The sequence below is a fragment of the uncultured Jatrophihabitans sp. genome (assembly GCF_964246335.1).
GTDB lineage: Bacteria > Actinomycetota > Actinomycetes > Mycobacteriales > Jatrophihabitantaceae > Jatrophihabitans.
This window is the reverse complement of record NZ_CAXTQF010000069.1, coordinates 1-16361: the sequence shown is the minus strand read 5'-3', so window position 1 is coordinate 16361 and position 16361 is coordinate 1. Positions and strand designations below refer to the sequence as shown.

The following is a 16361-nucleotide window of genomic DNA, read 5'->3' as shown; positions in this document are numbered from 1 at the left end:
ACCCCGAGGTGGTCGATCTCGACGAGGTTGCCGGCCGGATCGCGCACGTAGAGCTGCACCACGTCGCCGGGCAGCTCGACGAGATGGTTGCCGAACGCCTCGTGGTCGAAGGCGTCGCGTCGCTCCGCGGCCTTCGCCTGGGCCATGTCGAGCAGCATGCGCGCGAACTCAACGTTGCTCGCGTCCTGCTCGGCGGGCGGCGTGGAGGCGGCGGTGCGGACCGTGGACGGTGTCCAGGTGTCCATCACGTCGTGGTCCTGCCCTCCGTCGAGCAGCCGGCCGAGCGCCGTGGATTCGGCCCCGACCGTCAGTCCAGGCGCCCGCCGTCCGGTGACGAACGGCGGTGTCGCGGGCTCAGGCGAGGGGGATGCGTCGTCGGTCAGCGTGTACTGCACGCGCACGTTGCGGTTGGCGAAGAAGCCGAGCACCCCGCCGGTCCGGTCGTACTCGACGTCGACGACGCGTACCTGGTCCGGGAACTCCGAGTCCAGGTCCGCGAGGACCTCGTCGAGGTCAGGACCCTCACGGAACAAGGTCGGGTTCGCTACGGAAGTCATCGATCATCCCTAGTGTGTTGACGGTGACGGACCCGGTGGACAGCTCCGGGTAGGACAGGACAGGTAGGGCCGGCACGGCGAGTCGCAGCATCCGGCGCAACGGCAGCCGGATCTGCGCGGCGACGACGAGCACCGGTTTGCCGCCGCGGGCCGATTCGGCGCGGAACCGGTCACCGAGTCCGCCGATCAGGCCCTGGGCGGTGACCGCGTCGATCACCAGCTGCGCGCCGCCGTCGCCGGGTCGCACCGATTCGAGCAGCGTCTGCTGCAGCCGGGGGTCGAGCGTCAGGACCTCGATGTGTTCGTCCTGCGCCCAGCTCGCGACAATCGCCGGCGCGAGCGCGAGCCGCGCGGCCTCGATCAGCCGGTCCGGCTCGGTGCCGCCCTTGGCGGCGAGCGAGAGCGATTCGTAGATGCGCACGAGGTCGCGGATGGCGACCTTCTCGTCGAGCAGGGCGTGCAGCACGCGCTGGATCTCGCCCAGCGAGAGCAGGGCGGGTGTGAGGTCCTCCACGACGACGGGGTGCGTGCGCTTGAGCGACTTGGTCGCGGCGGCGACCTCCTCGCGGCCGAGCAGCCTGCTCGCGTGCTGACGGACCGTCTCGGACAGGTGCGTGATGATCAGCGACGGCCGGTCGACGACCGTCGCGCCGAGCAGCTCGGCCTGCGCCTGCATGGCTTCAGGAATCCACCGGCCGTCCAGCCCGAACACCGGTTCGCGGCCGGGGCGGCCGGGCAGGCCGTCGATCTCGTCGCCGATGGCGAGCACCATGCCGGGTGGCGCCTGCCCGCGGCTGACCTCCACGCCGTTGACGCTGAACGCGTAGGTCGACTGCGGCAGCAGCACGCTGTCGCGGGTGCGTACCGGCGGCATCACCACGCCCAGCTCGGTGGCGAGTCCGCGACGCAGGCCGCGTACCCGGTCCAGCAGGTCGGCGCCGACGCCGTCGACGAGCGGCACGAGGTCCGGGGCGAGCGACAGCTCGAGCGGCACCACGGCCATGTCGTCGTGCAGGTTCTCCTCGGCCGGGGGAGCCGCGGCGGCGGGTGCCTCCTCGGCGGCCGCCGCCTCGGCACGTGCCTTGTTGGCGCGGGTGCCGAAGACGAGCAGGGCGCCGCCGACGAGCAGGAACGGGATCTTGGGCAGACCGGGCACGAGGCACAGCAGCAACGCTCCGCCGCCGGCGATCTGCAGCGCCTTGCGGTGCGACGTCAGCTGGCGGGAGACGACGCTGCCCATGTCGTCCGCGTCCGCGGCCCGGGTCACGATGAGACCGGTCGACACGCTGAGCAGCAACGCCGGGATCTGGCTGACCAGACCGTCGCCGATGCTCAGCAGGCTGTACGTCGACAGCGCCTTGGCGAGCGGCAGGTGGTGCGTCGCGACACCGATGGCGAAGCCGCCGATGAGGTTGACGAACGTGATGATGATGGCGGCGATCGCGTCACCTTTGACGAACCGCGTCGCGCCGTCCATCGCACCGTAGAAGTCGGCTTCGGCGGCGATCTCCTGCCGGCGCTTGCGGGCGGTCTTCTCGTCGATGACGCCGGCGTTGAGATCGGCGTCGATGGCCATCTGCTTGCCGGGCATGGCGTCGAGGGTGAACCGCGCGCCGACCTCGGCGACGCGGCCGGCGCCGTTGGTGATGACCACGAACTGGATGACGAGCAGGATCGCGAAGATCACCAGGCCGATGACGAGCGAGCCGCCGATGACGAAGTGCCCGAAGGCGCTGATGACGTTTCCGGCGAAGCCGTGGGTCAGCACCAGGCGGGTCGCGCTGATGTTCAGGGCCAGCCGGAACAGGGTCGCGACGAGCAGCAACGACGGGAAGCTGGAGAACTCGAGCGGCCGGCTGACGTACATCGACGTGAGGACGACCAGTACCGCGGCGGTGATGTTGAGCGCGATCAAGACGTCGAGCAGTTCCGGCGGCATCGGGACGACGAGCATCACGACGATGGCGACGACCCCGATCGGGATGGCCAGCTGGCCCAGTCTGCCCGTCTTCACGGCACCTCACTGACGAAGCTCGTCGCGTTTTCAGGGCATCCCGCCCGTTCGGTGCCGTCCTGGCACTGGTCCCATCGGCAGCAGGCGAGTCGACCTGAGCCGAATCGGGCGGATTCGTGCGCTGCCCGCCGGGCGACGTGCCGGGGTGCTTCAGTGGGGCGACCGGCCGCCGATGGGAGAGGGGAACGCCGGCGCGCCGGCGTGAACGGCACCACGCGAAACGGATTGTGGCGGATGCGCAACGAGGACACTGTCGTGGTCGGCCGCCAGGGCATTCACGACGTCGACGGTCTGGTCGGGTACGAACTGCTGTTCCGGCGGTTGCCCGTTGTGACCGCCACGCCGCGGGTGACGGGCGACCAGATGACCGCCGAGGTCGTGTACGGCGCGCTGTCGCTCGGACTGAGCAGCGTCGTCGGCGATCACCTGATCTTCTGCAACGCCGATCGTGCCGTGCTGACCGGAACGGTGCCGTTGCTGCTGCCGCCCGAGCGCACCGTCCTCGAGGTCGGCACCGGCATCGAGCTCGACGACCAGGTCGTCGCCGGGTGCCGCAAACTGACCGAGCTCGGTGTGGGACTGGCGCTCGACGGCTTCGAGCCGGGCGCCGGCTTCGACGACCTGTTGCCGCTGGCCACCATCGCCAAGATCGACCTGCTGATGACGCCGCCCTCGGCGCTGCCCGATCTCGCGCAGCTGTGCCGTGCACACGGGATACGGCCGGCGGCGCTGAAGGTGCAGAACCTCGACGACGTGACCCGGCTCGCCGGCCAGGGCTTCGAGCTGTTCCAGGGCCACGCCCTGGACCGGCCCGCCGTCGTCGAGGGCCGCACGCTCGCCCCGGGCGCGGTCGGCCGGATCAGCTCGGCGTTGGACGTGCTGCAGAGCGGTTCGGACTTCGACGCGCTCGAGGACGTGCTGCTCAAGGACCCGGCGCTCGCGCACCAGGTCATGCTGCTGGCCTCGCTGGGGCGACCCGGCGAGCAGCGGCGGCGTATCGGTTCGGTGCGCGACGCCCTGGTGTTCGCCGGGACCACACAGATCGGCAACTGGCTGGCGCTGTTGCTGGCCCGCCCGGCCGGCGCGACCCACGACGCGGAGGACGCGTTCGTCACGGTGCTCATCCGGGCCCGGGTGTGTGAATTGCTGGCCCGCCGCTGCGGCGTCGACGCCCGGCTCTCGTACACCGCCGGCATGCTGTCCGCCATGGACGGGCTGCTGCGGGTGAGTCAGGACGAGATCGTCGACAAGCTCGCGCTGAGCACGCAGCTGCGGGAGGCGGCATTCGAGGGCACGGGCCCGGTGGGGCAGCTGGTGCGCGATGTCGTCGACTACCCCTATCACGCCGCGGTCCGGCCACCGGCGGACGAGGCCGAGCGAACCACCGTGTCCGGTGTGCCGGCCGCCGAACTGGACGAGGCGTTCGCGACCGCGTTCAACTGGGCGCTGGACGCCGTCGCCGAACTCGGTTAGGCCGGTCGACGCGGTGTCGCGCCACGGCGCAGCAGCACGCCGCGACGCGACACCGCGTCAGGCTGCGACGAGACCGAGCCGGCCCTTGCCGTAACCGCTGATGTCGACCGCGAGGTCCAGCCGGCCCGCCGGGCGACCGGCGATCTGCGCCACGTCGGCGGGCAGCGCCGCGCCCGGGCGGTGGAAATTCGTGATCCGCACGTGCGGGTTGTCCGGCTTGTTGAACACCGAAGTGAGGATGTTGAGCACCTCGTAGCAGTTGCTCATGACCATCTCGCTCGGCGACTTCTCGGCCACCATGTCCTGCGCACCGCCGGCCGGGATGAGGCCGATGCATGCGCCGATGTAGGTGGCAAGGGCCAGGTCCAGCACGACGACGACCTGCAGTTGCAGGTGGTCGTCGACGAACTCGGCGGCGGCCGGCACGTCCGAGGGCAACGGTGCCCAGGCGTCGGACGCCTGGATCTCGACGTCGCGGCCGAGCAGGTCGTTGAGCAGGTCGCGGACCTCCTTCGCCGACGGCTGCGTGGCGATCATGAGCCGAGCACCGGTTCGAGCACGTCGCGGAACTGGTCCGGCGAGAACGGCTTGGCGATCAGGAACGCGGCACCCGCCTGCGACGCGGTGTTCCGCATCGGGTCCGAGCCCTCGGACGTGACGAAGCCGAAGGGCCGGTTGTCGCCGGACGCGCGCAGCGTCGACAGGAAGTCGATGCCGCTCATCTCCGGCATGTTCCAGTCGGACAGGACGAGGTCGGGCTGTTCGGCCTGCACCTTGTCGACGCCGTCGCGGCCATCGGTGGCTTCGACGACGTCGCAGTGGCCGTAGCCGGCCTGGCGCAGCGTGCGCACGACGATCTGCCGCATCACGCGGCTGTCGTCGACCACGAGGATCTTCATGACGGTTCTCCTTGAGATGGCGTCCCGGCCGGTTGTGCCGAGATCGTGATCCGGATGGGTTCGTGCGACCAGGACAGGTCGATGCCGACGGCACCTGGGGGCTGCCCGTCCTGGTTCGGGTCGTCGAGCGTGACCTCGGGCAGTCCCATGACACTCGGCCCGGGCATGACCGACTTGACGTTGCCGCCGACCACGTTGGCGAGCTCGCCGAGCACGTCGCTCAGATCGGCGTCGGTCACGTACTCGAACGGTTTGTCGAACAGCGTCGCCGCGGCCAGGCGGACCAGCCCGTCGCTGCTGGACACCTCGATGCGCCCGTCCCATTCGCCGTGGACGTCGACGTGCGCGACGGCCGGCAGGGCTGCCGGCGCCGAGTCACCCGGCGCAACAATGCCCCGTTCCTCGCCGAACAGGCCGACGAACACCGTCTCGACGATCTCGGTCAGCGTTGCGGGGTCGAGCAGCTCCGCGACCTCGGCCGGGGCGCTCATGCGGGCACCTCGCCGGTGTCGGGCACCAGGCCGAGCATGGACAACTTGGCGACCATCGCGTCCTCGGTGAACGGTTTGATCAGGTACTCGTGTGCGCCGGCGGCCAGCGCCCGCACGATCTGCGACCGCTCGCTCTCGGTCGTCACCATCATCAGCGTGATGTCGCGGAACTCGGGCCGCGCCCGGACGGCGTTGACGAACTCGAGTCCGTTCATGACCGGCATGTTCCAGTCGATGAGCGCGACCTCGGGCACCGTGCCGGCGTCGAGGATCTCGAGCGCCTCCTTGCCGTTGCCGGCCTCCAACGCGTCGAACCCGTTGGCTGTGACGATCTTGCGCACGAGCATCCGCATCGCTCGCGAATCGTCGATGATGAGCGCTTTCACCGGGACCCTCCCAACCGGTAGGCGACCGTGTTGCCCAGCCGGACCTGGTCGTAGCCGTCGACCACGCCGAGCGTGGATTCCGCCGCACCGAGGAACAGGAAACCCCCGGGGGCCAGCCGCGCGCGGATCTTGGTCAGAATCTCCGTCCGCGTCGGCACGTCGAAGTAGATGAGCACGTTGCGGCAGTAGACGATGTCGAAGGTCGGCAGCAACCCCCACGTGCCGGCCAGGTTCATCTGGGCGAACGTGCACTGCTTGCGCAACCGCTCCTCGATCACGTATTCCGCGCCGCTGCGCTCGAAGTACTTGACCATCATCGGCGCGGGCAGGCCGCGGTTGATCTCGAGCGCCGAGAAGCGCCCGGACCTGGCCTTGTCGAGCACCTTCTCGGACAGGTCGGTGCCGTGCAGGCGCACGTCCCAACCCTGTAGTCCCGGCACCCCGTCGAGCACCATGGCAATCGTGTAGATCTCCTGGCCGGTCGAGGCCGCGGCGCTCCACACCGACAACCGCCTGCTCGACTTACGCGCTTCGACGAGCTCGGGCAGGACGTGGTTGCGCAGGGCGTCGAACGGGTGCGCGTCACGGAAGAACGACGTCTCGTTGGTCGTCATGGCTTCCACCACGCGGTCGCGCACCGTCGCGTTCGGCACCGGCCGGCGCAGCTCGCCGATCAGTGCCCCGACATCTGCGTAACCGGTGTCGCGGGCGAGCGGCCCTAGGCGCGACTCGACCAGGTACTCCTTGCCCGGGCCGATCGTGATCGCCGACCGCTCCTTCAGGTACGCGGCGAAGAAGTGGAAGTCCTCCGTCGTCACTGTGCTCATGCCGAACTCCGCAGCAGGGGGTTGCGTACCGAACGCCGCACTGTTTCGGCGATGTCGTCGAGGGGGAGCACCTGCGATGCCAAGCCGGCCCGAGCGACGAACCCGGGCATGCCCCACACGACCGACGTCGCCTCGTCCTGCGCGATGACCGAGCCGCCGGCGGCAATCACCGCTTCGGCACCGAGCAGGCCGTCCTGACCCATCCCGGTCAGTACAACGGCGAGCAGCCGGCCGTCGGTGGCGGCCGCGGCCGTACGGAACATCGGGTCGACGGCCGGGCGGCAGGAGTTCTCCTTCGGTCCGTCGTTGAGCTCGAACACGAAGCCTGCTCCTGTGCGGTGGACCTCGAGGTGCCGCCCGCCGGGCGCGACGTACACGTGGCCGGGCAGCGCCGTTTCGCCGTCGACGGCCTCGCTCACGGTCAGCGGACTACGGGCATCGAGGCGTGCGGCCAGCATCGCGGTGAACACCGGCGGCATGTGCTGCACGATCACGGTCGGCACGCCGAGGTCGCCGGGCAGCATCGGGACCATCCGGGCGAGTGCGTCCGGACCACCCGTCGAGACACCGACCGCGATGAGGTCGGCGGGCTTCTGCGCAGCCCGCCGCAGGGTGATCGGCTCTCCCGGGGCGGCCAGTACGGACGTCCCGGCCGCGACCGTCTTCCCGACATCGGCGACGCCCGGTGCCGGGTCACGCGGTACGGGCGCCGCACGGCGTCCCCACAGTCGCACAAGCGGCAACAGGTTCTGCCGCACGTGCTCGGAGACCTCTTCCCGGCGGTTCACCTGGGTGGGTTTCGTCGCGTAGTCGACGGCGCCCAGCGCGAGTGCCTCGAGCGTGGACTGGGCGCCGCGCTCGGTGAGCGTGCTGTACATGATCACCGGCAACCGCGGCCAGCGCTTGCGGATCTCGGTCAGCGTGCCGAGGCCGTCGAGCACCGGCATCTCGACGTCCAGCGTCACGATGTCCGGCTGCTGGTCCGCGATCTTGTCCAGCCCCAGTTGCCCGTTGGCCGCGGTGGCCACGACCTCGATGTCGTCCTCGGCGTCGAGCAGGGTTGCCACGGCGCGCCGCACGACGACGGAGTCGTCGACGACCAGTGCTCGAACGGTCACGATGGTTTCCTCGTCGTTTCGCGCGGTCAGTACTGGAACTGACCGAGCAGGCGCTTGAGTTCGGTGGCCATGCCTGCGAGGTCGTTGGCCGAACGCTGGGTCTCGACCGAGCCGTCCAGCGTCGTCCGCGCGGCGGTCGCGACCTCGGCGACGTCGGCGGAGATGCCGTTGGCGCCGGTCGCGGCCGCGGTGACGTTGCGGGCGATCTCGTTCGTCGTCGCGGTCTGTTCCTCGACGGCCGACGCGATCGTCGTCTGGATGTCGTTGATCCGGTCGATGATCGTGCTGATCTCGCTGATCGCGTCGACGGCACCCTGGGTGTTCGACTGGATCGACTCGATCTTCTGGCCGATGTCCTCGGTCGCCCGCGCGGTCTCCTTGGCGAGTTCCTTGACCTCGTTCGCGACGACGGCGAAGCCCTTGCCGGCCTCGCCCGCCCGCGCCGCCTCGATGGTGGCGTTGAGGGCCAGCAGGTTGGTCTGCTGGGCGATGCCGGTGATCACCTTGATCACCGCACCGATCTCGCCGCTGGCCTGGCCGAGGCTGGTCACCGTGGTCTGCGCACCGGTAGCGACGCCGACCGCGGTGGTGGCCACCGAAGCGGCATCGGAGGCGTTCTTGGCGATCTCGCTGATGCTGGCCGTCATCTCCTCGGCGGCGGTGGCCACGGTCTGGATGCTGGCCGACACCTCCTCAGAAGCGGCGGCCGAGCTGCCGGCGCGGTCGGAGGTCTGTGAGGCGCCGGCGCCCATGCCCTCGCTGAGGCCGGTGAGCTGCTCGGCGGCCATGGCGAGGGAGTCAGCGGTGCCGCCGATCTCGGACATGCTCGAGCGCAGCGTCGTGAGCAGCGCCTCGAGGCCACCGCCCAGCCGGCCGATCGCGTCCTCGCCGGTGACCGGGATCTCGCGGGTCAGGTCACCTGCCGCGACCGAGTCGACGGCCTCGAGCATCAGGTCGACCTTGGCGCTCAGATCCTTGCGCTCGATGCCGGCGGAGACGAGCCTGCCCACGTTGCGCAGCGCGTTCAGCCGCGAAGTGGTCGGGACCAGGGTCTCGGTGGTGAAGAAGTCCATCGTGCCGAGGACGCGGTCGTCGAGCATGATCGGGAAGCAGACGCCGGACTTGACGCCGACCTTCTGCGCGATCGGGGCGCGCACGCAGTCGGTCATCTCGCCGATGTCCGGGGTGAAGAACAGGTCGCGGGTCTTCCACGCCCGGCCGGACAGGCCGACGCCCTCGCGGAACGACGCCTCCATGGTGACCTTGCGGAACTCCGGGCCGGCGTCGCCGGACTCGCGGTTGAAGTGCAGCGCACCGTCGGACTCGACCGTCCAGTAGGAGCCGTAGGCCCAGCCGAACGCGTCGCGCACCGTGTCCAGCGCAACCTGCACCGCCTCGTCGGTGTTGCCGGCCGCCGCCACCCGCTCCAGCACCTGGTTGACCGCCTCGGAGTCGAGGTCGTTGTCCCTGGTCTCCTGCTGGCGTGCCAGGCGCTCAAGAGCGGCCGACACGAGCAGGCCGACGTTGCGCAGCGAGTCGAGCCGGGCCGGTGTCGGGTCCAGCGTCTCGGTGGTGAAGAAGTCCATCGTGCCGACCACCACGCCGTCGAGCATGATCGGGAAGCAGACGCCGGACTTGACGCCGACCTTCTGCGCGATCGGGGCGCGCACGCAGTCGGTCATCTCGCCGATGTCCGGGGTGAAGAACAGGTCGCGGGTCTTCCACGCCCGGCCGGACAGGCCGACGCCCTCGCGGAACGACGCCTCCATGGTGACCTTGCGGAACTCCGGGCCGGCGTCGCCGGACTCGCGGTTGAAGTGCAGCGCACCGTCGGACTCGACCGTCCAGTAGGAGCCGTAGGCCCAGCCGAACGCGTCGCGCACCGTGTCCAGCGCAACCTGCACTGCCTCGTCCTTGGTCCCCGCTGCCTGGACCTCGCTGAGCACCCGCTTGACGGCCACGCTGTCCGTCTCGCTCTCGGTACGCGCGCTCTCCAGCTGGCGCTGCGCGGTGACGTCGTCGGCCCACACCATGGCACCGGCGAAGTCGTTCTTGGCCCCGGTGATCGGGATGATCTTCAGCTCGAGCGCCTCGTCGCCGACCTGCACGTCGGTCTCGTACGGCAGCAGCGACGGGTCGGCGAAGAAGGTCGCGAGGAACGTCGGGTCCGAGTGGAACAGCCCGCCGAACAGGTCGAGGCTCGCGCCGACGACCGCGTCCATCGGCACCGGCAGGTGCGGCAGGGTGCCGAGCTTGGCCAGCATCGCGCGGTTGACGTAGACGATCTTGAGATCGGCGTCGGCCACCACAACACGCTGCGGCAGCGAGTCGAACAATGCAGCGCGCGCTGCGAGGTCGGGGGCAGCGGGCCGCACCGCTGCCGCGCGCGAGCGGGGCGGTCGTGCGGCGGCGTACGGGGTGTGGCCGTTGCTGGGGGCGACGGGCTCGGTGTTCGTCATGAGTTTCCTCCGGGGTTTCGGTTCGTGGCGCTGACGGCCGTGTCGGCCGCACGATCGGCCTCGAGCACGAGCAGGATCGCTTCGGGCAGGGGGATGACACCTGTCACGGCGTCGCGCAGCGAAGGCTGCAGGGTGGACGGAACGGGTTCGAGCTCCGCGCCGGCGGTGTCGATCACGTCACCGATGTCGTCGACCAGCAGGCTGACGACCTCGCCGCGGCTGCGGACCACGACGTTCATCGCCGGCGTCCCGGGGTCGCGGGCCGTCAGCCCGAGCCGGTGTCGCAGGTCGATGGCGGTCACAATCTGTCCACGCAGGTTGAGCAATCCGCGCACCGATTCCGGTGCGCGTGGCGCGGAGCTCATCTCCTGGTGGCGCAGCACTTCCTGTACATCGGTCACCGCGACGCCGAAGTAAAGCCCGTCGGCCCAGAAGGTGCAGTACTGCCGGGTGACGGCGGGCGCGCTCATCGGCCGGCCCCCGCTCCGGCGACGACGGCGTCGAGGTCGACGAGGTCGGTGATCTTGTCCTGCACGACCGCAGTGCCCAGGACACCCGGGCGGGTGCCTACAGGGTTCGCGGTGATCGCTGCCTCCACCACGTCGATGACCCGGTCCGCGACGATGCCGACGCGCGCGTCGCCGTCCTCGTGCACGACCACCGAGAGCGTCGCGACGTCTCGTCGGTCCGAGCTCGGCAGGCCGATGGTGTCGGCGAGCCGGACGAGCGGCAGGATTCCGTCGCGGTAGCGCACGACCTCGGCGTTGCCCGAGCGCTCGATGCTGTCCCGGGCGAACTCCTCGAGCCGGGAGACGCTGGCCAGCGGCAGCGCCGCGCGGCGTGAGTCGCCGACGTCGAGGATCAGCAGGGACGTGACGTCCACGTCGGCGTCGGACGCGGCGCGTGATGCCAGGGCCGGCGTGTTGCCGATCTCCGACTGCTGCGCCAGGCCGCCGATGTCGAGGATCAGCGCGACCCGACCGTCGCCCATGATGGTGGCGCCGGCGTACATGGCGATTCCCTTGAGTTGGCGGCCCAGCGGTTTGACGACGATCTCCTGTGTGTCGTGGACCTCGTCGACGACGAGACCGAAGCGCATGTCCTCCGCCTGCACGACGACCACGGTGACGATGTGGTCGGCGCCCGCCTCGGTGTCCGGCGCACGCTCGGTGTCCAGCGCCTCGGACAGCGAGATGAGCGGCAGTAGCTGACCGCGCAGGCGCAGGATCGGCGCTCCGGCGAGCGTCTCGACGTCGCGCGTCGCCTCGGTGCGGTCGAGGCGCACCAGTTCGACAAGGTTCGCCTGGGGGATCGCGAACCGTTCGCCACCCTCGCCGACGACCAACGCGGGGATGATCGCGAGCGTCAACGGGATGCGTACCCGCACCGTCGTGCCCAGGCCTGGCCGGCTGGACAGGTCGACGATGCCGCCGATGCGCTCGATGTTCGTGCGCACGACATCCATGCCGACGCCGCGGCCGGACACGTTCGTCACCTGGGCGGCGGTCGAGAAGCCGGGCCGGAAGACGAGGTCGGTGATCTCGCGGTCGGTCATCCGGGCGAGCTGCTCCTGCGTGACGACGCCGCGCTGCAGCGCTACCGCGCCGATCCGGTCGGCGTCGAGCCCCTTGCCGTCGTCGCAGATCTCGACGACGACCTGGCCGCTCTCGTGGAACGCCCGCAGCGCCAACGTGCCGTGCGCGGGCTTTCCCGCCGCGACGCGTTCCTGCGGTGTCTCGATGCCGTGGTCGATCGAATTGCGCACCAGGTGGGTCAGCGGGTCCTTGACGGCTTCGAGCAGTGACCGGTCCAGCTCGGTCTCCTGCCCGCTCATCTCGAGTCGGACGTCCTTGCCGAGTTGCGCGCCGAGATCGCGCACGACGCGCGGGAACTTGGTCCAGGCCTGGCCGATCGGCTGCATGCGGGTGCGCATCACGCTCTCCTGCAGCTCGCTGGCGACCAGGTTGAGCCGCTGCGAGGCGCGCACGAGTTCCACGTCCGAGCCTGCGTCGGCCTGCTGCAGGATCTGGTTGCGGGTGAGGACGAGCTCGCCGACCAAGCGCACCAGGGTGTCGAGCAGTTCGACGTCCACCCGCACCGAGGCGTCGGCGGTCACCGGCTTGCGTTCGGTGCGTGCGTCGGCCTGCTCGCCCTGGCCGGTCGGCGGCGCGGCATTCGCGGTGGGTATCGGGGCCGCGGCGGCCGGTACGACCGCTGGCTCCGGGGCGGACTCGACCGCCGGCTCGGCCACTGGCTCAGGCGTCGGCTGTGCGGCGGACCCGTCGGCGACGTCGATGGCGTGCTCCTCGACCTCGTCGATGACCTGCGCGTGGTCGTCGGCCGGTGCGTCGGCGGCATCCGCGGGAGCACCGTCGACGAACACCCGCAGGGCCGCGGTGATCGGTTCGACGTTGACCGTGTCATCGGCGTCTGCGCCGGTCTGCTCGATGACCGCGAGCAGTGCGCGCACCGCGTCGACCATGTGCAGGAGAGCCTCGGCGATGGGCGGCGTCATGGTCAGCTCGCCGTCGCGCAGGCGGGACAGCACGTTCTCGCCGACATGCGTCAGCTGCTCGAGCCGGCCGAAGGCCAGGAACCCGCTGGTGCCCTTGATGGTGTGGATGGTGCGGAAGATCCGGGACAACAGTTCGTGCGAGCCGGGCTCTGCTTCGAGAGCCACCAGGTCGCGATCGAGCTCGTCGAGGCCCTCGGTGCTCTCCACCAGGAAGGCCTGGATGATCTCGTCGTCTTCGTCGTTCACTGCCCCTCCGTGGGATCCGTGGCGCCGATCTCTCGCTAGATCGGCGGCGCGGGCACGAAGTTGAGCCGAGCCGGTGCGAAAGTTCGACCGGGCGTCAGGTCAGGGCGGGCATGGGTGTGCCGGTTCGCACCGTATGGGTGCCGACGGCCGATCCGCGTCGCTTGAGCGTCATGATGAAGGCGAGCACCGTGGCCACGGCTTTGAACAGGTCGGCCGGGATTTCCTGGCCGACGTCGCAGGTGTGGTAGAGCGTGCGGGCGAGAGGCACGTCGGACACCATCGGTATCCGGTTCTTCTCGGCGATCTCGCGGATCCGGGCGGCGATGTTGTCGGCGCCCTTGGCGACGACGCGTGGAGCGCCGCGCTCGGGTTCGTAGCGCAACGCCACCGATACGTGCGTCGGGTTCACGACCACGACGTCGGCCAACGGGACGTCGGCCAGCATCCGGTTGCGCGCCATCGCCAGCTGCCGGGACCGGCGCTGACCGCGGATGTGCGGGTCGCCCTCCTGGCTCTTCATCTCGTCCTTGATCTCCTGCTTGCTCATCTTGAGCTGCTTGTTGTTGCGCCGCCGCACGACCGCGTAGTCGACGAAAGCCATCAACAGGCCGCCGACGGCAGCGGAGCGCAACACGTTGAGCACGGTGGCGGTGGCCGTGTGGACGAGCACCGACAGGTCGAGCGAGCCCGAGCCCAGGACCGTCGGGATGAGATGACGCACGGACAGGTAGACGACGGCGGCGAGCGCGACGGTCTTGAGCAGCGACTTCGCGAGCTGCCACGCCCCGTGCGGCCCGAACATCCGCTTGATGCCCGACAGCGGGTTCAGCCGCTTGAACTTCGGCTTGAGCAGGCCCGGTGCGAACCACAGACCGCCCTGCAGCGCCACGGAAAGGATCGCCACCACCGCGACCGCGACGGCGATCGGCACGACCACGCCGATCGCAGAGTGGAACATGTCGTTCGCGGCGGCCATGGCGGTGGGGGTGTCCGGTTTGCGGATCACGGCTCCGACACGCACGAAGGCGAGCGATCCGGCGGCGAGAAGCGACGTCGCCGCATGGGGGAGCAGGAACGTCGCCGCGAGCATGCCGAGCCAGGCGCCGACCTCGGGGCTGTTGGCGATCTGCCCGTCGTGGCGCGCCTTCTTGAGGCGTTTCGGTGTCGCCTTCTCGGTCTTCTCGCCGGAGCCGCCGCCGCTCACGATGTGCGCCCGAACGGTGTCGTCGTCATGTGCCCATCACGCCGCTCACCATCGACGTCGTCTCCTCGGCCAGGTGCGCGATCGTGTCCGGCATCAGCATGAGTGCCGAGCCGACGAGCAGCAGCGTCAGGCCGATCTTGAGGGGGAAGCTCAGCGAGAACGCGTTGAGCTGCGGCGCGATCCGGTTGAGGACGCCCAGGGCCACGTCGGCGACGAACAGCACGACGATGAGCGGTCCGGCGATCTGCAGGGCAGCGACGAACATCTGCGTCATGCCGCTGGTGACCGCCTTACCGAGCCGGTCCAGCGATACCCCGGCATCGAGCGGCACCGCGGTGAAGGTGCGCAGGAAGCCCTCGAAGACGACGAGGTGGACGTCGCTGACGAAGATCAGCGTGGTGCACAGCATCGCGTAGAACGAACCGAACACCGAGGTCATCGTGGTGGTCAGCGGGTTGTACGCGGCGGACAGCGAGAAGCCGCCGAACACGTCGATGAGCGCGCCGGCGGACTCGACGGCCGCGAACAGCAGGCGGGTGACGAAGCCCAGCCCGGCGCCGACGGCGACCTGCAGCACCACCGCGCCGGCTACGGCCGCGGCGTCGAGCGGCGGGGCCTGCGACTTCACGAGCGGCACGACCGCGAGCCCGAGTGCCACCGACACCACCGTCTTCACGGTGGCGGGCAGCCCGACGGTCGCCAGCGGCGGAGCGATCATGCTCCACGCCAGGATGCGCGTGCTGGCCAGCAGCAACGCGACAAGGGCGTCCGGCGCGACGGTGAGATTCACGAGCTCAATGCAGCATCTGCGGAATGCTGGCGAACAGGTCGTCGGTGAACCCGACGATGGTCTCGAGCATCCAGTGTCCGCACAACAGCAGCGCGACGGCGACACCGACCGCCTTCGGCACGAAGGCGAGCGTGAACTCCTGGATCTGCGTCGCCGACTGGAACAGCGACACCGCGAAACCGATGACGAGCGCGGTGACCAGAGCCGGGGCGGCGAGTTTCGCCGCGACCAGCATGACCTGCATGGCGAGGTGGATGACGTCGGTGTCGGTCATGGTGAGCCGTCCGGTGCTGGAAGGGATGGTGCGGGCGCTGGCACGGTCGTCAACCTCCGCGGTAGCTCTGGACGAGCGCGGTGATGATCAGGCCCCAGCCGTCGACGAGGACGAACAGCAGCAGCTTGAAGGGCAGGGACACCGAGACCGGCGGAAGCATCATCATGCCGAGCGACATCAGCGTCGAGGACACGACCAGGTCGATGATCACGAACGGGATGAAGACGATGAAGCCGATGATCATCGCGGCGCGCAGTTCGGAGAGAACGAACGCCGGGATGATCGTGGTGAGCTGCAGGTGCGACGTGCCCGACGGGTTCTTCTCGTTGGCCGCGCGCAGGATGAGCGCGATCTCCTGCGGGCGGGTGTGGGCGAGCATGAACTCGCGCAACGGCTTCGTGCCGTCCGCCCACGCCGCGCTGCGTGTCTTGGTGCCGTGCAGGTAGGGCTGGATACCGAGCTTGTTCACCTTCGACAGGACCGGGCCCATGATGAACAGGCTCAGGAACAGCGACAGTCCGGCGAGCACCTGATTGGGCGGCACCGACTGCAGGCCGAGCGCGTTGCGGGTCAGCGACAACACCACGAAGATCTTGGTGAAGCTGGTGACGAGCAGCAGCAGCGACGGCGCGACGGCCAGCACCGTGATCAGCAGCAGGGTGCTGACCGACGAGCTCGGTTTGCCGCCGCCGACCTGGACGGAGATGGGTCCGCCTGAGCCGCTGGACGTGCCGTCACCGGGTTTCGCGGGCGCTGTCGGCGACGCCGGGGCCGACGGCGCCACGGGTGTCGCGGCCTGACGGGGTGTCGCGAGCACGTGCGTCGCGGCACGTGGTGCCGGCGCAGCGTCGGCCGTCGGGCCGAACAGTCCGCCGAGGATCAGCAGCCCGAGCACGAGGAGCCCGAGCAGGCCGCCGAACTTGGCGACGCCGTATCGCATGGCGGGCCTACCGCGCGGTCATCTCCCGCAACGACTCGAGCGTCTGCTTCCACGTCTGCGGGGACAGTGCGGAGCCGGCGAGTGCGCTGCGGGGGGAGGGCTCGGGGAGCTGGGCAGCGCCGTCCTTGGCGGGTCGTGCGATGGGCGCACGATGTGCGTGGGCCGCGG

Annotated in this window: 15 protein-coding genes and 1 pseudogene; 1 reads left to right on the top strand and 15 read right to left on the bottom strand. The window is 69.8% G+C overall.

Annotated features, from left to right (window positions below):
• Together ACFFCN_RS15925 and ACFFCN_RS15920 are read right to left on the bottom strand one after the other, a co-directional pair.
• A pseudogene (locus ACFFCN_RS15925) lies at positions 1-557 on the bottom strand (hypothetical protein); the annotation flags it as partial.
• Positions 523-2571 (bottom strand): flagellar biosynthesis protein FlhA, encoded by a 2049-nt coding sequence (locus tag ACFFCN_RS15920; protein ID WP_375493203.1) that lies wholly within the window; start codon positions 2569-2571, stop codon positions 523-525. The gene ACFFCN_RS15920 and the pseudogene ACFFCN_RS15925, both read right to left, overlap by 35 nt.
• Before the next feature lie 234 nt (positions 2572-2805).
• Here ACFFCN_RS15920 and ACFFCN_RS15915 point away from each other — a divergent pair, with 234 nt between their 5' ends.
• Positions 2806-4044 (top strand): EAL and HDOD domain-containing protein, encoded by a 1239-nt coding sequence (locus tag ACFFCN_RS15915; protein ID WP_375493201.1) that lies wholly within the window; start codon positions 2806-2808, stop codon positions 4042-4044.
• Positions 4045-4101: 57 nt separating this feature from the next.
• On the opposite strand, the gene ACFFCN_RS15910 is transcribed toward ACFFCN_RS15915, so the two are convergent.
• The 13 genes from ACFFCN_RS15910 to fliP all read right to left on the bottom strand — a co-directional run bounded on the left by ACFFCN_RS15910 (position 4102) and on the right by fliP (position 16193).
• Positions 4102-4581: a hypothetical protein gene (locus ACFFCN_RS15910; protein ID WP_375493199.1), complete on the bottom strand. Its 480-nt coding sequence runs from the start codon at positions 4579-4581 to the stop codon at positions 4102-4104.
• Positions 4578-4943, bottom strand: coding sequence for a response regulator (locus tag ACFFCN_RS15905; RefSeq protein WP_375493197.1), 366 nt, complete (start codon positions 4941-4943; stop codon positions 4578-4580). Before ACFFCN_RS15905 ends, ACFFCN_RS15910 begins: the two co-directional genes overlap by 4 nt.
• A complete protein-coding gene (locus ACFFCN_RS15900) occupies positions 4940-5434 on the bottom strand; it encodes a chemotaxis protein CheX (protein ID WP_375493195.1) in 495 nt (164 codons plus the stop codon). Before ACFFCN_RS15900 ends, ACFFCN_RS15905 begins: the two co-directional genes overlap by 4 nt.
• Entirely contained in the window at positions 5431-5820 is a 390-nt protein-coding gene (locus ACFFCN_RS15895) for a response regulator (RefSeq protein ID WP_375493193.1), read from the bottom strand. The genes ACFFCN_RS15900 and ACFFCN_RS15895 overlap by 4 nt, the downstream gene beginning before the upstream one ends.
• Positions 5817-6647, bottom strand: a complete 831-nt coding sequence (locus tag ACFFCN_RS15890; protein WP_375493191.1) for a CheR family methyltransferase — start codon at positions 6645-6647, stop codon at positions 5817-5819. Before ACFFCN_RS15890 ends, ACFFCN_RS15895 begins: the two co-directional genes overlap by 4 nt.
• Positions 6644-7765: a chemotaxis-specific protein-glutamate methyltransferase CheB gene (gene cheB, locus ACFFCN_RS15885; protein WP_375493189.1), complete on the bottom strand. Its 1122-nt coding sequence runs from the start codon at positions 7763-7765 to the stop codon at positions 6644-6646. The genes ACFFCN_RS15890 and cheB overlap by 4 nt, the downstream gene beginning before the upstream one ends.
• A 26-nt stretch (positions 7766-7791) precedes the next feature.
• A complete protein-coding gene (locus ACFFCN_RS15880) occupies positions 7792-10224 on the bottom strand; it encodes a GAF domain-containing protein (protein WP_375493187.1) in 2433 nt (810 codons plus the stop codon).
• On the bottom strand, positions 10221-10694 hold the full coding sequence (locus ACFFCN_RS15875) for a chemotaxis protein CheW (RefSeq protein ID WP_375493186.1): 474 nt from the start codon (positions 10692-10694) through the stop codon (positions 10221-10223). Before ACFFCN_RS15875 ends, ACFFCN_RS15880 begins: the two co-directional genes overlap by 4 nt.
• Positions 10691-12985 carry a chemotaxis protein CheA gene (locus tag ACFFCN_RS15870; RefSeq protein ID WP_375493184.1) on the bottom strand — a complete coding sequence of 765 codons (2295 nt, stop codon included), beginning with the start codon at positions 12983-12985 and terminating at the stop codon, positions 10691-10693. The genes ACFFCN_RS15875 and ACFFCN_RS15870 overlap by 4 nt, the downstream gene beginning before the upstream one ends.
• 94 nt (positions 12986-13079) lie before the next feature.
• Positions 13080-14189, bottom strand: coding sequence for a flagellar biosynthesis protein FlhB (locus tag ACFFCN_RS15865; RefSeq protein WP_375493182.1), 1110 nt, complete (start codon positions 14187-14189; stop codon positions 13080-13082).
• A gap of 25 nt (positions 14190-14214) precedes the next feature.
• Positions 14215-14979: a flagellar biosynthetic protein FliR gene (locus ACFFCN_RS15860; RefSeq protein WP_375493180.1), complete on the bottom strand. Its 765-nt coding sequence runs from the start codon at positions 14977-14979 to the stop codon at positions 14215-14217.
• A 4-nt stretch (positions 14980-14983) separates the two neighbouring features.
• Positions 14984-15253 carry a flagellar biosynthetic protein FliQ gene (locus ACFFCN_RS15855; RefSeq protein WP_375493178.1) on the bottom strand — a complete coding sequence of 90 codons (270 nt, stop codon included), beginning with the start codon at positions 15251-15253 and terminating at the stop codon, positions 14984-14986.
• A 49-nt stretch (positions 15254-15302) separates the two neighbouring features.
• Positions 15303-16193 carry a flagellar type III secretion system pore protein FliP gene (fliP, locus tag ACFFCN_RS15850; protein WP_375493176.1) on the bottom strand — a complete coding sequence of 297 codons (891 nt, stop codon included), beginning with the start codon at positions 16191-16193 and terminating at the stop codon, positions 15303-15305.
• Positions 16194-16361 lie beyond the last annotated feature (168 nt).